Origin of the sequence: Collinsella sp. AM15-2, from assembly GCF_003471985.1 — a bacterium.
In the GTDB taxonomy this organism is placed as follows: Bacteria; Actinomycetota; Coriobacteriia; order Coriobacteriales; family Coriobacteriaceae; genus Collinsella.
Genome location: NZ_QRKO01000011.1, coordinates 13,270 through 28,773, shown reverse-complemented (window position 1 = coordinate 28,773; position 15,504 = coordinate 13,270). Strand labels below are relative to the sequence as shown.

General features: G+C 61.5%; 10 protein-coding genes. 6 read left to right on the top strand and 4 right to left on the bottom strand.

Annotated elements, in window-relative coordinates:
* The first annotated feature begins 89 nt into the window (after positions 1–89).
* Together DW171_RS06120 and DW171_RS06115 are read left to right on the top strand one after the other, a co-directional pair.
* Positions 90–1,112: a 2-keto-3-deoxygluconate permease gene (locus tag DW171_RS06120; protein WP_117647483.1), complete on the top strand. Its 1,023-nt coding sequence runs from the start codon at positions 90–92 to the stop codon at positions 1,110–1,112.
* 190 nt (positions 1,113–1,302) lie between these two features.
* The gene (locus tag DW171_RS06115) at positions 1,303–2,445 is read left to right on the top strand and encodes a diguanylate cyclase (protein WP_118270726.1); all 1,143 of its coding nucleotides are present in this window, start codon (positions 1,303–1,305) and stop codon (positions 2,443–2,445) included.
* Between the two features lie 101 nt (positions 2,446–2,546).
* Here the strand turns inward: DW171_RS06115 and DW171_RS06110 are convergent, their stop codons facing one another.
* Together DW171_RS06110 and DW171_RS06105 are read right to left on the bottom strand one after the other, a co-directional pair.
* Positions 2,547–3,482 (bottom strand): DMT family transporter, encoded by a 936-nt coding sequence (locus DW171_RS06110; RefSeq protein WP_117563493.1) that lies wholly within the window; start codon positions 3,480–3,482, stop codon positions 2,547–2,549.
* A gap of 99 nt (positions 3,483–3,581) precedes the next feature.
* Positions 3,582–7,328 carry a phosphoribosylformylglycinamidine synthase gene (locus tag DW171_RS06105; protein WP_117563492.1) on the bottom strand — a complete coding sequence of 1,249 codons (3,747 nt, stop codon included), beginning with the start codon at positions 7,326–7,328 and terminating at the stop codon, positions 3,582–3,584.
* A gap of 184 nt (positions 7,329–7,512) precedes the next feature.
* On the opposite strand from DW171_RS06105, the gene DW171_RS06100 reads away from it, so the two are divergent.
* Positions 7,513–9,075 carry a cation:proton antiporter gene (locus DW171_RS06100; RefSeq protein ID WP_006234446.1) on the top strand — a complete coding sequence of 521 codons (1,563 nt, stop codon included), beginning with the start codon at positions 7,513–7,515 and terminating at the stop codon, positions 9,073–9,075.
* A 222-nt stretch (positions 9,076–9,297) separates the two neighbouring features.
* On the opposite strand, the gene DW171_RS06095 is transcribed toward DW171_RS06100, so the two are convergent.
* Together DW171_RS06095 and DW171_RS06090 are read right to left on the bottom strand one after the other, a co-directional pair.
* Positions 9,298–10,047, bottom strand: a complete 750-nt coding sequence (locus tag DW171_RS06095; protein ID WP_118270725.1) for an SDR family NAD(P)-dependent oxidoreductase — start codon at positions 10,045–10,047, stop codon at positions 9,298–9,300.
* Positions 10,048–10,261: 214 nt separating this feature from the next.
* The gene (locus DW171_RS06090; protein ID WP_118270724.1) at positions 10,262–11,605 is read right to left on the bottom strand and encodes a homoserine dehydrogenase; all 1,344 of its coding nucleotides are present in this window, start codon (positions 11,603–11,605) and stop codon (positions 10,262–10,264) included.
* Between the two features lie 251 nt (positions 11,606–11,856).
* On the opposite strand from DW171_RS06090, the gene DW171_RS06085 reads away from it, so the two are divergent.
* From DW171_RS06085 to DW171_RS06075, 3 genes are all read left to right on the top strand, one after another.
* Positions 11,857–13,023: an ABC transporter substrate-binding protein gene (locus DW171_RS06085; RefSeq protein WP_089573311.1), complete on the top strand. Its 1,167-nt coding sequence runs from the start codon at positions 11,857–11,859 to the stop codon at positions 13,021–13,023.
* 271 nt (positions 13,024–13,294) lie between these two features.
* A complete protein-coding gene (locus tag DW171_RS06080; protein WP_118270723.1) occupies positions 13,295–14,482 on the top strand; it encodes an ABC transporter substrate-binding protein in 1,188 nt (395 codons plus the stop codon).
* A gap of 139 nt (positions 14,483–14,621) precedes the next feature.
* Positions 14,622–15,503, top strand: coding sequence for a branched-chain amino acid ABC transporter permease (locus DW171_RS06075; protein ID WP_089573309.1), 882 nt, complete (start codon positions 14,622–14,624; stop codon positions 15,501–15,503).
* Position 15,504: the final 1 nt, after the last annotated feature.

Genomic DNA, 15,504 nt, shown 5'->3' with positions numbered 1-15,504 from the left:
GGTCTATTTCTTCTGGTACCATGGTCAAACTTTACTGTAGCAAAGCGTGACGTGGGCTTTTGTACCCCGTCAGCGGAAATGGGGGTTTCATGGCACAGGAAGCGACCGCCAACGAGCAAAAGAAATTCAAGGTCCCGCGCATCCCGGGCGACATCATGATCTATCCGATGATCGTCGGTCTTTTGCTCAACACCTTCTGCCCGCAGGTTTTTGAGATCGGTGGCTTCTTTACGGCTGCCTGCCGCGGTGGCTCCAATGCCATCGTCGCCGCGATCCTGCTGTTTGTGGGCGCCGGCATCAGCTTTAAGTCCACGCCGGGTGCCATCAAGACCGGTATCGTCGTGCTGATCCCCAAGCTGGTCGTCGCAGCGGCTCTCGGCCTGGGCGTGGCATATTTCTTTAACGACAACTTCCTGGGTCTGAGCTCCGTGTCTATCATCGGCGGCATCACGTTTTGCAACATGGCGCTCTATACGGGCATCATGGGCGAGTTCGGTGATGAGTCTGAGCAGGGCGCCGTCGGTATCCTGTTCTTTACGGCTGGCCCCGCCGTCACGATGATCATCCTCGGTGTTTCCGGCCTCGCCAACATTCCCATTGGCACCATTATCGGCTCCATCTTGCCACTCGTTATTGGCATGGTTCTGGGCAGCCTGTTCCCGTTTATCAAGAACCTGCTGGTTCCCGGTGCCAATCCCGCGATTGCCGTCATCGGATTTCAGCTCGGTGCGTCCATGAGCCTGTCGAGCTTTATCACCGGCGGTATTTCCGGCATCTTGCTGGGCCTTGTCACGCTGTTTGTCGTCGGTCCCATCACCTTTGCGTTCGAGCGTCTGTGCGGCGGCAATGGCAAGGCCGCTGTGGCTTGCTCCACCATTGCCGGCACGGCTATGACCACACCGGTTGCCCTCGCCGAGGTCGCACCGCGCTACGCCGAGCTTGCGCCCATCGCGTACGCTCAGATCGCCACCGCCGTTATCATCACGGCGATCATGGCTCCGATTCTGACTGGCTGGGTCGACAAGAAGTTCTGCCAAGGCAAGGAGGATCTGTCGCCTGTCGGTGTCGAGGCCATCGAGGAGGCCGTCGCGACTGACATCGATGGCGAGTAGCAATCGATACCCATCAATGATGCCGGCGTGTGCAATTCGCGCCGTATGGGCGCCCGAACAGAAACTGTTTTGCAGTGATGTTCGGGCGCTCTGCTATTATCCCCTTTACCCCTGCGGAGTAAAGGGGTGTTTATTGCCCTGATTCGAATTGGGCGATTCTGACCACTTGGGTATTGAAGGGGTGGCGCTAGTGGTTAAGGCACTCAAGATTGAGATATTCGTGCTATGCATGATTGTTCTTATCGGGCTTGCCGTGCGAAGTCGTCGCTCCTTGTTCTCGAGCACCCAGCAGCTATTGTTTAGCATGCTGGGCTACACGTCTGCTGCCTACATTTTCTTCGATATGATCTGGACGCTCTCGGATGGCTTGAGCACTCCTGTAGGCATCACGGCCAACTGGATTTCCAACGCGGTTTCGTTTTCGCTCTTTGCTATCGCGTGTCTCATTTGGTTTATCTATTCCGAGACGGTGCAGGGTTCTCGCCTTTTGACCTCGCGCTATAGGGTGGTGCTTGTTGCGTTGCCTACGGCTCTGGTGGTCGTGCTGGCGTTTACCAGTTACTGGACGCACGCCCTGTTCTATATCGATTCGCAGGGCGTGTATCGTCGCGGCTTTGCCTATATGATCCAGCCCATCGTCAGCTACTGTTACGTTATACATACGTCCCTGCATGCATTTGTGCAATCTCGCAGGGTCGAGAGCCTGCAGACGAAGGCCATCTATCGAACCTTGGCATTTTTCGCCATTCCGGCCCTGGTGGGCGGTACCTTTCAGGTCGTATACTCGGTGCCCGGCCTTTGTGTCGGCATAATGATTAGCATGTTGCTGCTCTACATCATCTACCAGGAGCAGCTCATCTCGACCGACCCGTTGACTGGACTTAACAATCGCAACCGTTTTGAGACCTATATGCTGTCGCTCTTCTCAAATGTGGATCAGGCCGAAGATGTATATCTGCTTATGATGGACGCCGACGGCTTTAAGCAGATTAACGATCGCTATGGGCATGTGGAGGGCGACCACGCTCTTCAGGTCATATCCGCTGCGCTCAAAGAAGTCTGCTCGGCGTCTGGCGGCTTTATCGCACGTTATGGTGGCGATGAGTTCGTGGTGCTCCAAAAGGCAGTGGCGGAACAGGATATCATGCATCTGTGCGCGACAATCAACGATGAGCTCGCGCGCGCCGAGGTTCCGTATCTGTTGCGGATGTCCATCGGCTACGCACGGGTTGGTGATGGCGTCGATACCTGGCAAGACTTGCTTCGTGCTGCCGACGCGGAGCTCTACCGCGTAAAGCGCGAGAAGAAGAAAGCCGGCGTTCAGATACGCTAGGAAAAGGGGCACACGCTGGCGTGCGTGGCGGCCCTCGGCTCTCCGATGTACTCCATTAAACTAAAGTATGTGAATCCGCTCTGCTAAATAAGGGCAGTTCATTAGGCCTTTTTGGGCCTGTTGACGATGATGATGCCGCCGCAGACCAACAGCAGGGCAACAAGTACGGTCACAGGGCTCGTGCCAGCGCCCTCGCCGAGCAGCAGCGCGCTTAACAGTACGCCAAAGACTGGATTCATAAAGCCAAAGACCGACACACGGCTGACGGGGTTGACGGCAAGCAGACGCGACCATAGCGAGTACGCGACGGCGGAAATGAGTGCCATATAGATAATGAGCGCGATGGCGGGGGCGATTTCAGTGGGGGAGAGCGCGCCGCCCATCAAAAAGCCGATGGCGGTGAGGACCAGTCCGCCGACCAAGAACTGCCACCCGGCAAGCAAGACGCCGTCGTGCTTGCGCGAGAAGATGCCGATCAGGCAGGTCGAAAGAGCACCCGCGACAGTGGAGGCTAGGATAAAGCCCTCGCCATCGAGCCTGAAGCCAAAGGTGCCATCTGCGCCCGAGAGGTTGACGAGCGCGACGCCGGCAAAGCCCAGCGCACAGCCAAGCACCTTGGCCGTATTGAGCTTCTCGGTGTGAAATGCTAGGGCGGCAAAGAGGATTGCGAGGAAGTTGGCGCTGGCCTCGATGATGGAGCTCGACATGGCGCTGGCGCACGAGAGGCCCAGATAGAAAAAGAAGTACTGCCCGATAGTCTGGAAGAGCGACAAGACAAAGATGGGCTTGATGTCGCGAGCCTGCGGAATGAGGGGGCGGCGTTGGGCCGCACTCATCCCAACGATAACCAGGGCGCCGGCAAGCGTGAAGCGCAAGCCCGCAAAGAGCAGCTGCGAGGCGCTATCGTGCGCCGGGATACCAAAGAGCGCGTAGCCGATCTTGATGCAGGGAAAGGCCGATCCCCAGAGTGCACAGCAAACAAGACAGCCCAGGATGAGTCCGGGCAGGGTGGCGAGATACGGCTTGCGGCTTTCCATGATGTCCTTCCTACATGCGCGAAGCAAAAAAGAACCCGCCACCGGATGTGTCGGTGGCGGGTGTTGTTACCCGAGGGGATTGTACCCGATGGGAAAGGCTTAGGCGAAGTAGGCTACGCCGCTCTCAAAGATCGGCATGAACTTGTCGCCGGGGACATGCTCGGGCACGTTGCGGTACAGGTTGTCGCCGCGACGCTCGGCATGGCCCATCTTGCCCAGGACGCGGCCGTCGGGGCTCGTGATGCCCTCGATGGCGAGTGCGGAGCCGTTGGGGTTGACGGAGAGATCCATGCTGGGCTTGCCGTTCTCGCCCACGTACTGCGTGGCGACCTGGCCGTTGGCGATCAGCTGGGCGAGCACTTCGTCATTGGCGACAAAGCGGCCCTCGCCGTGGCTGATGGCGACGGTGTAGGGGTCGTCCAGGCTGCACTGCGACAGCCACGGGGACAAGTTGGACGAGATGCGGGTGCGTACCAGACGGCTCTGGTGGCGACCGATGGTGTTGAACGTCAACGTGGGCGCATCGGGCGTGGCGTCGACGATGTCGCCGTAGGGCACCAGGCCGAGCTTGATCAGGGCCTGGAAGCCGTTGCAGATGCCCAGCATCAGGCCATCGCGGGCCTTGAGCAGGTCGCGGACTGCCTCGGTGACCTCGGGAGCGCGGAAGAACGCCGTGATGAACTTGGCGGAGCCATCGGGCTCGTCACCGCCCGAGAAGCCACCGGGGATCATGACGATCTGGCTTGCACGGATGCGGCGGGCGAGCTCGTGGGTGCTCTCGGCGACGGCCTCGGGCGTGAGGTTGTTGATCACGAAGGTGTCGGCCTCGGCACCGGCGGCACGGAAGGCGCGGGCGCTGTCGTACTCGCAGTTGTTGCCGGGGAACACGGGGATGATTACGCGCGGGCGGGCGATCTTGGCGCCGCCGTACACGTGGATATCCTTGGCGCGGAAGTCGATGGTCTCGACCTCGGCGGTCTCGCCGGTGCTGCGGTAGGCGAAGACGCCCTCGATGCCGCTCTCCCAGGCCTCCTGGAGCTCAGCGAGCTCGATGACTTCGGAGCCGGTGTCGATGACATAGCCCTCGACGGTGGTACCCAGGGGCTCGACGACAACGCCGTCGGCGACCTCGGGCAGCTCGGCGTCCTCGGCGAGCTCGACGATAAAGCTGCCGTAGAGCGGGGTGAAGAGGCTCTCCACGTCCACGTCCTCGGCAAGCTCGATGCCGATCTGGTTGCCGACGCACATCTTAAAGAGGCTCTCGACGCCGCAGCCGTAGCCGGGCGTGGAGACGGCCAGGGCGTCGCCGTTGGCGGTGAGCGCCTCGACGGCGTCAAACGCGGCGAGCAGCTGCTGAGCGTCGGGGCGGTAGTCCTCACCATAGGTGGCGGGGGCGATGCGCACGACGCGATGCGTCAGACCCTTGAACTCGGGCGAGACGGCACGGGCGGCCTTGCCCACGGCCACAGCGAAGCTGATCAGGGTCGGCGGAACGTTGAGCTCACCGGCCTCGTCCTCAAACGAGCCGCTCATAGAGTCCTTGCCGCCGATGGCACCGGCACCCAGATCGACCTGGGCCATAAGGGCGCCCAGGACGGCTGCCATGGGCTTGCCCCAGCGCTCGGCCTCGGTGCGCAGACGCTCGAAGTACTCCTGGAAGGAGAGATAGGCACGCTTGTGCTCAAAGCCGGCAGCCACGAGCTTGGCGATGGACTCAACCACGGACAGGTAGGCGCCCGCAAACTGGTCGGCCTCCATCAGGTAGGGGTTGAAGCCCCATGCCATAGCGCTCGCCGTGGTGGTCTCGCCGTCCACGGGGAACTTGGCAACCATGGCCGAGCTCGGGGTGAGCTGCGTCTTGCCGCCAAAGGGCATGAGCACGGTTGCGGCACCGATGGTGGAGTCGAAGCGCTCGGACAGGCCCTTGTTGGAGGCGACGTTGAGGTCAGTGACAAGCGAGGTCATGCGCTCGGCAAGCGTGGTGCCGGCCCAGCTGGGCTGCCACACGCTGCGGGCACAGACGTGGGCGACCTGGTGCTTGGGCGCGCCGTTGGAGTTGAGGAACTCGCGGGACAGATCGACGATGGCGACACCGTTCCAGGCCATGCGCATGCGCGGCTCGGCGGTAACCTCGGCGATAACGGTCGCCTCGAGGTTCTCCTCGGCGGCGTAGCCCATGAACTCCTCGACGTCACCGTCGGCGACGGCGCAGGCCATGCGCTCCTGGGACTCGGAAATGGCGAGCTCGGTGCCGTCCAGGCCGTCGTACTTCTTGGTCACGGTGTCCAGGTCGACATACAGGCCGTCGGCAAGCTCGCCCACGGCGACTGAGACGCCGCCGGCGCCAAAGTCGTTGCAGCGCTTGATCAGGCGGCAGGCGTCGCCGCGGCGGAACAGACGCTGCAGCTTGCGCTCGACCGGGGCGTTGCCCTTCTGGACCTCGGCGCCCGAGGTCTCGATGGACTCGGTGTTCTGGGTCTTGGAGGAGCCGGTGGCGCCGCCGATGCCGTCACGGCCGGTGCGGCCGCCCAGCAGGATGATCTTGTCGGTGGGGGCGGGGCACTCGCGACGCACGTGGTTTGCCGGGGTAGCGCCCACGACGGCGCCGACCTCCATGCGCTTGGCAACGTAGCCGGGGTGATAGAGCTCGTTGACCTGGCCGGTGGCAAGGCCGATCTGGTTGCCGTAGCTGGAGTAGCCGGCGGCAGCGGTGGTTACGAGCTTGCGCTGCGGCAGCTTGCCCTCGAGCGTCTCGGACACGGGGACGGTGGGGTCGCCGGCGCCGGTGACACGCATGGCCTGGTACACGTAGCTGCGGCCCGACAGCGGGTCGCGGATGGCACCGCCCACGCAGGTGGCGGCACCGCCGAAGGGCTCGATCTCGGTCGGGTGGTTGTGGGTCTCGTTCTTAAAGAGGAACAGCCAGTCCTGGTCCTCGCCGTCGACATCGACCTTCACCTTGACGGTGCAGGCGTTGATCTCCTCGGACTCGTCGACATCGGTCATGACGCCGGTCTTCTTGAGGTACTTGGCGCCGATGGTGCCCATGTCCATGAGGCAGACGGGCTTGGTGTCGCGACCGAGTTCGTGGCGCATCTCCATGTAGCGGTCGAAGGCCTGCTGCACCACGGCGTCGTCGATCGTCACGTCGTCCAGGACGGTGCCGAAGGTGGTGTGGCGGCAGTGATCGGACCAGTAGGTGTCGATCACGCGGATCTCGGTGATGGTGGGGTCGCGATCCTCATCGCGGAAGTACTGCTGGCAGAAGGCGATGTCCGCCTCGTCCATGGCAAGGCCGCGCTCGGAAATAAAGGCGGCAAGGCCGGCTTCGTCGAGCTCGCGGAAACCGTCGAGCACCTCGACGGGCTGGGGCTCGGGGGTCTCCATGTACAGCGTCTCGGGCAGGTCGAGCGAGGCGATGCGCGCCTCGACGGGGTTCACCACGTAGTGCTTGATGGCATCAATGGCGGCCTCGTCCAGAGCGCCCGAGATCATATAGACCTTGGCGGAGCGCACGGCGGGGCGCTCGCCCTGGCTGATGAGCTGCACGCACTCGCTGGCGGAGTCGGCGCGCTGGTCAAACTGGCCAGGCAGGAATTCGACGGCAAAGACGGCGCCATCGCTTGCGGGGAGCTCGTCGTAGGTCACATCGACCTGGGGCTCGCTAAAGACGGTCGGCACGCAGGACCGGAAAAGCTCCTTGTCGATGCCCTCGACGTCGTAGCGGTTGATAATCCTCAGGGCCTCGATGCCCTTGATGCCGAGAATTTCGGTCAGCTCGCCCTTGAGCTGCTGAGCCTCGACGTCGAACCCGGGTTTCTTCTCCACGTAGATACGAGAGACCATTGGTTCCTGCCTTCCTGATCGGTTGGGCGTACGGTACGGTATGCGGCAGCGGTCGGTTTGCGGGGTCTGCCCTGCGGTCGCCTTGAGCCACATGTTTGTAAACCTCACTATGATACGACAGCTCGCGGCGCGTTGAGGACGGCGAGGGTGCTACAGTGAAGCGCAAACAAGAGAAAGGCATCACATGGCATTCGTTTCGCTCGCCATCATCGCACTCGTGGCCTTTGCGAGTCCTTTTATCGCCTCGGCGATTCCCGGAAAACCCGTTCCCGAGACGGTCTTTTTGCTCGTGCTCGGCGCGGTACTGGGACCCCATATGCTCGGCGTCATCCATGTAGATGCTGAGGTCTCGCTTGTGTCCGAGCTGGGCCTGGCCTTTTTGTTCCTGCTTGCCGGCTTTGAGATCGACCCCAAGAGCATCACGGGCGTCGAGGGGCGCTACGGCTTGGCGACGTGGGTCGTCACGTTTGGTATCGCCTGGCTTGCCGTGCGCTTTACCCCGTGGTTCTCAGTCAGTCATTTCGACGGTATCGCCGTGACGCTTGCCCTCACTTCGACGGCGCTCGGTACGCTTGTGCCCATCATGCGCGAGCGCTCGCTCACCGGCACGCGCGTGGGCGACTCGATTCTCGCGTATGGCACTTGGGGCGAGCTCGGTCCCGTGCTCGCCATGTCGGTGCTGCTGTCTGCCCGCACTGGCATCCAAACGCTCGTAATCCTTGGCTTGTTTGCGGTGGTTTGCGTGTTGCTGGCCGTGGTCCCAAGCCGCTCCAAGCGCGTCGGCAGCCGCTTCTTTGCGTTTGTCGAGGAGCGCGCCGATACCACGTCGCAGACCTTCGTGCGCCTGACGGTGCTCATCCTGGTCACGCTCGTGGCGTTCTCGGCCGTCTTTGATCTCGACATCGTGTTGGGTTCTTTTGCCGCCGGCTTTGTCCTGCGCTATATCATCCCCGAGGGCAACCATACGCTCGAGACCAAGCTCGACGGTCTGGCCTACGGTTTTTTGATTCCGGTGTTCTTTACCGTATCGGGCGCAAAGATCGATCTGACGGCCGTGGCGTCGCGCCCGGGTCTGCTCGTGGGCTTTATCGTGGCGTTGTTGATTATTCGTGCCGTGCCTATTCTTATTTCCATGAGCATTTGTCCTGCGACGCGCGATGTGTCGGCGTATGGTCGCATTACCGTGGCCCTGTACTGCACCACGGCGCTGCCGATCATCGTTGCCGTTACGAGCGTTGCCGTCAACGCGGGCGCGCTGTCGCAAGATATTGCGTCGGTCATGGTTGCCGCCGGTGCCATCACGGTGTTCTTGATGCCATTGCTCGCGCAGCTCTTCTACCGCGTGGTGGATGCCGCACCGGTCGCCGCCGTGGCAGAGGTTGCCGAGCATCCATCCGATGCGCTCGACATCTTGCGCGCCCACCACGACCTAGCGAGCTTGCTCGCGCGCGAGCACGAGCTGCTGACCTCGCATGGCCATGGTCGCGTATTCGAGGGCCTGCCTACGCTCGATACGATTGCCGAGCGTCTTTCCGCCGAGGCAGCGAGCGGCCACATCGATGCCCGCATCGTGGACGCGGCGCACCTGCTTGCCGATAAGACCTATGGAGACGAGGTCGACCCGTCCGAGCTGACTCCGCGTGAGCGCCGCCGCCTGGAGCGCGCCAAGCTCGCTGTGCGCGAATACCGCCGCCGCATGCTGGAGCTCTATGCGCGCGAAGAAGCCGAAGACGACGACGGTAAGTAGTCGATACTTTCTCGGGGAAGCCGCGTCCCGCTTTGAAGGCTCGGAACGGGATGTGGTTTCCGCAAGGAGGTCCTGGGGGAAACCGTGCCCCGTTCTGATCCGAAATACTGGGACATAGTTTCCCTTTCATAACAGGAGAAGGCGCGCTGTCTGTAGTTGATTCAGACGGCGCGCCTTTTTGGTTGAGCTATGTTGAAACTTGAAGCCAAAGCTTGTGGCTCCTTAGGAGCGGGCGGCTCCGTCGACGGGGAGCACGGCGCCCGCGACATAGGAGGACATGTCGCTCGCCAGGAAAACAAAGGCGTTGGCGACATCCTCGGGCTCGCCCATGCGACCCAGCGGAATGGTGGCGATGATGGGCTTGATGACCTCTTCGGGCAGGTTGGCGACCATGTCGGTCTTAGTCACGCCGGGGGCGACGGCGTTGACGCGGATGCCCATGGGAGCGAGCTCGCGCGAGAGCGACTGGACCATACCGTTGACGGCAAACTTGGACGTGGGGTAACCGACGCCGGAGGGCTGGCCGTACTTGGCGACCATCGAGCTTGTGGTAGTGATGGTGCCGCCGTGGCCGGCCTCGGTCATGATCTTGGCGGCAGCCTGGTGGCCATTAAAGACGGCGACGACGTTAAGGTCCATGACCTTTGCGAACTCCTCGGCCGTATAGTTAAGGAGCGGCGAGCGCTGGGAGATGCCGGCATTGTTGACGACCGTGTCCAAGCCGCCCATGTCAGCGGCAGCCTGGGTAAAGGCCTCGGTCACGGCTTCGAGCGAGGTGAGATCGCAGGAGCGACCCCAGACCTTGGCGTCGGGATAGGCGGCTGTCAGCTTCTCAACGGCCGTGTCGGCAGTCTCCTGGCGCGAGCCAAAGACGGTGACGGCAGCGCCTTCCTCGATAAAACGGCAGGCGATGGCATAGCCGATACCGCGTGTGCCTCCGGTGATGATTGCTTTCTTGCCCTCGAGCAACATGGTGCTTCCTCTCATCGCGGGCGGACATTCGCAGCACAGCGTAGCGGTAGTCGGAATCGGCCGCGTTTGCATATCGGTGAACGGTAGCCCGCGTTACCGATGAGCGGCTCGCGCAAATGTGCTTTGCCGTTGTGCTTAGGGCAGGTGACAAAAGGGCTCCCGTCCCACATCGGACGGGAGCCCTCAAGGCGCGTATTGCTAGGCGAGCGTTGGGCTAGTTCGCCATGACGCCTTCGGTCCAAGCCTCAACGTCCTCGATGCGCAGGACGTTGGCGACCTCGGCCACGCAGCCGACGCTGGCAAGCTCGGCGGCGGCAGCCTGGACGTCCTTCTCGAGCGCGCGGTGCGTCAGGAAGATGACCGAGCAGGCATCGCTGACGCCCGACTTGCCGTCCTCGACCTGGTTGATGAGCGAGATCGAGATGTTATGCTTGGCAAAGATGTCGACCGTCTCGGACAGGGCGCCCACGCGGTCGGCGACCTTCAGGCGCACATAGTACTTGGTCTGGAGCTCGTCCATGGGCTTAAAGGCGAGGTTGTGGCCATAGGGCTCAATCTCGGGCAGCGGAGCCACGCCGCGGCTGATCTGCTCGGAGAGCGACAGGATATCGCCCACGACGGCGCTCGCGGTGGGGAAGGAGCCTGCGCCCGCGCCGTAGAACATGGTCTCGCCCACGGCGTCGCCTACCACGTAGACGGCGTTCATGGCGCCGTTGACCTTGGCGAGCATATGGTCTGCGGGGATCAGCGTGGGATGCACGCGAACGTCGACGCCAGCGTCGGTGTTGCGGGCGATGCCGAGCAGTTTGATGGTGTAGCCGAGCTCGCGGGCCTGGGCGATGTCCTCGGCGCCGATGGTGCGGATACCCTGCTGGTACACATCATCGGTGGTAACGCGGGTGCCAAAGCCGATGGAGGCGAGGATGGCCGTCTTGCTGGCGGCATCGAAGCCGTCGACGTCGGCGGACGGGTCGGCCTCGGCATAGCCCTTAGCCTGTGCGTCGGCGAGCACGTCAGCGTAATCGGCGCCCTCGGCGTCCATGCGCGACAGGATGTAGTTGGTGGTGCCGTTGAGGATGCCGGCGATGGTCAGGATCTTGTTACCCACCAGGTCGTGCTCGAGTGTGCTGACAATGGGGATGCCGCCACCGCAGCTGGCCTCGCACTTAATCTGCACGCCGCACGCACGCGCCTTCTCGGCAAGCGTCTCGACGTGACGGCCCAGCAAGGCCTTGTTGGCAGAGACGACGTGCTTGCCGTGCTCAAAGGCGGTGGTGAAGATCTCGGCCGCGGGGTGCTCGCCGCCGATGAGTTCGACGACGATATCGACGGCTGGGTCGGTGACGACGTCATGCCAGTCACTCGTAAAGGCCTCGCGCTCAATACCGGCTGCCTCGGCCTGCTCCCAGGCAAGCGCGCAGGCGCGGGTCAGCTTAAGGTCGATGCCGTAGGCTGCCAGGTACTCATCGTGGTGGCTCTTGATCAGACGGGCCACGCCGCCGCCGACGGTTCCCAGACCGATCAGACCGACGTTCACGGTGCGCAGGGATTCGCTCATAGATAGCTCCTTCGTGCATCTTATGGATGGATTAACCGCTTAAAGGTTGAGTGCATTCTAGCGTGAACCGGGGGCGCGTGCTCGCCAGGCAACAGGAGCCGCACAAAACGGCACCCCCGAAACGCTGCGGAAACATTGGAAACACGCTCGCTACAAACGGACTTCTGTAACAAACTGTCAACGTTTGCGCCATAAGGTTTGCCCTGTACCGCAAGACGGCCGCACCGCGGCCAGCGAAAAAGGGGGACACCATGTTCAACATCAACAGCACGCTCAGCCGTAGGAACTTTCTCGCCGGCGCTGCGGCGCTCGGCAGCACCGCCGCACTCGCTGGTTGCTCGTCGGGTGGCTCGGACGGCGGCACCGCCGATGACGGCAAGACCTTCAAGATCGGTGTCATCGGCCCTCTGACCGGCGCCGCGGCAACCTATGGCGTTTCGGCCGAGAAGGGTGCCAAGCTTGCCGCCAAGGATTTCTCGACCAAGGACCTCAAACTCTCGCTTAAGTCCGAGGATGACGTCGCCGACGGCGAGAAGGCTATCAACGCTTTCAATACCCTGTGCGACTGGGGCATGCAGGCGCTCGTCGGCCCCGTCACGACTGGTGCCGCCGTCGCTGTCTCGGGCGAGATCGCCGACGATATGCTCATGGTCACGCCCTCTGCTTCGTCCCTCGACGTCACCAAGGACAAGACCACGGTTTTCCAGGTTTGCTTTACCGACCCCACCATGGGCGCGAGTGCTGCCAAGTTTTTGGCCGAGAAGTATGCAGACGCCAAGATCGCCCTGTTCTACAACTCCGGCGATACGTACAGCTCGGGTGTTGCCGATGCCTTTGCCGAGCAGGCCAAGGAGTCCAAACTTGATATCGTCGATACCGAGACCTTTAAGGACGACTCCTCCACGAGCTTTACCAACCAGCTCACCAAGGCCAAGGAGGCCGGCGCCACGCTCATCTTTGCGCCGATCTACTACACGCCGGCGTCCGTTTTGCTCAAGAACGCCAAGGACATGGGATACGACATGACCCTCATGGGTACCGACGGCATGGACGGCCTGCTCTCCGTTGAGGGCTTCGACACCTCCCTTGCCGAGGGCGTGCTGCTCATGACCCCGTTCTCTGCCGACGATGAGAAGAACGCCGACTTTGTCAAGGCATATAAGGACGCCTACGACGAGACGCCCAACCAGTTTGCCGCCGATGCCTATGACTGCGTCCATGCGATTGTCGAGGCTATCGATAAGGCAGACATCGATATTACGGCCGACGGCGCCGACATTGCCGGCGATCTTGCCAAGGCCATGCGCAAGATCAAGATCGAGGGCCTGACGGGCGAGCTCACGTGGAACGACGAGGGCCAAGTCGAGAAGCCCGCTACAGCCTATGTGATCCAGGACGGCAAGTACATCGCCGCCTAAGTGCGTATAAAGCGCTACCGGTGAGGCCGTTTTAATCAGGACAGGGAAGCTTGTAACAGAATGGAAACATTACTTTCACACAATAAAGTGGCTAAACTGCATAAACCAATAGAAATACGCATAATTATGGATAAACGGACAAAACAAAAGAATAGTTGAAATAATCGCCACTTTTCTCAACTAAAGCGTCTACTATTTTGCGAACGCCGAACACGGCGAAGGATGGCCTGTTGGGTAACCGAAACCCGACGAGATTTGAGAGGAGAGCCGCATGTCGAGCCTCACCGGTAAGTCATTGAACCCTGTTATGAATCGCAGGAGCGTTATCGCGAGCGCAGCAGGTCTGGGGGCGATGTCCATTCTAGCTGGCTGCTCCTCCAACGGCGGCGACAGCGGTTCCGCTTCGGGCGACGCTTCGTTTAAGATCGGCACCATCGGCCCGCTGACCGGTGCCGCCGCGTCCTACGGCAAGTCCGTTACCCAGGGCGTCGAGCTTGGCTGCAAGGACTTCTCCACCAAGGAGCTGCCGCTTGCCAGCAAGGCCGAGGACGACCAGGCCGACGGCGAGAAGGCCGTCAACGCCTTTAATACCCTGCTCGACTGGGGCATGCAGGCCCTTGTCGGCCCGACCACCACGGGTGCGTCGGTTGCCGTTGCCGCAGAGTGCGGTAACGACCCCAAGACGTTCATGATCACCCCGTCCGCGTCCTCCGAGGACGTCACCGACGGCAAGGATTGCGTCTTCCAGGTTTGCTTTACCGACCCCAACCAGGGCGTCAACGCTGCCAAGTTCCTGGCGCAGAAGTATGCGGACGAGAAGTTCGTACTGTTCTATAACTCCGGCGACGCCTATTCTTCGGGTATCGCAGATTCCTTTAAGGCCCAGGCCGCTGAGTCTAAGCTCGAGATTGTTGACGAGGAGACCTTTAAGGACGACTCTGCCACGAGCTTTACCAACCAGCTGACCAAGGCCAAGCAGGCCGGCGCCACCATGATCTTCGCGCCGATCTACTACACGCCGGCGTCCGTCCTGCTCAAGAACGCCAAGGACATGGGCTACGACGTCAAGATGATGGGCTGCGACGGCATGGACGGCGTCCTGGGCGTTGAGGGCTTCGACACTTCTCTTGCCGAGGGCCTGCTGCTTATGACCCCGTTCTCCGCCGACGACGAGAAGAATGCCGACTTCGTCAACGCTTACAAGGATAAGTACGGCGATACCCCCGACCAGTTTGCCGCCGACGCCTACGATGGCGTGCACGCGGTGGCTGAGGCCCTCAAGGAGGCCGGTCTTGGTGTCGACGCCGATCCGACCGAGGTCGCCGAGAAGCTGCCCAAGGCTATGCTCAAGATTACCGTTGACGGTCTGACCGGCAAGCTCACCTGGAACGATAAGGGTCAGGTCCAGAAGGACCCCACGGCGTACGTTATCACCGATGGCAAGTACGTACAGGCCTAATAGACCGCCTTACATAGAGCGGTTTTGATCCCAAGCAGGGGAGGTTTTGGCCTTCCCTGCTTGCTTGGTATCTAGGGACAGTGTAACGTCCCTGTTTCATACATCAACTGGAAACCTATTCGAAAGGGGGATGTGGAACATGACGGTCTTTATCCAATACCTGGTCAACGGCCTGTCCATGGGCAGCGTCTACGCCATCATCGCGTTGGGCTACACCATGGTCTACGGTATCGCCAAGATGCTGAACTTCGCTCACGGCGACGTCATCATGGTCGGTGCCTATGTCTCGTTCTGCGCCACGTCGTATCTCGGCCTCCCGGGCTGGGCATCTGTAATTCTCTCTTGCGTGGTCTGCACGGTTCTCGGTGTTCTCATTGAGGGTCTGGCCTATAAGCCGCTGCGCCAAGCAGGCCCGCTGGCCGTTTTGATCACGGCCATCGGCGTGTCCTACTTCCTGCAGAATGCCGCGCAGCTTCTGTGGGGCGCCACGCCCAAGAACTTCACTTCGCTCGTCACCTTCCCGGTGCCGGAGTTCTTGGCCAAGTTCAACGTGAGCGCCGTGTCGCTCGTCACCATCGTCGCCTGCCTGGTTATCATGGCCGGCCTGATGTTCTTTACAGGTAAGACCAAGATGGGCAAAGCCATGCGCGCCGTGTCCGAGGACAAGGCCGCCGCTCAGCTCATGGGCATCAACGTCAACCGCACCATCTCGATGACGTTTGCCATCGGCTCTGCCCTTGCCGCCATCGCCGGCGTGCTCCTGTGCTCCTACTCGCCGGTGCTGCAGCCCACGACGGGTGCCATGCCTGGCATCAAGGCCTTCGACGCCGCCGTCTTTGGCGGTATCGGCTCCATCCCCGGCGCCTTTGTCGGTGGCATTCTCATCGGCATCATCGAGGCGATGGCGCAGGCCTACATTTCCACGAGCCTTGCCAACTCCATCGTCTTTGGTGTTCTGATCATCGTCCTGCTCGTCAAGCCTGCCGGCCTCTTGGGCAAGTACGTCCCCGAGAAGGTGTAGG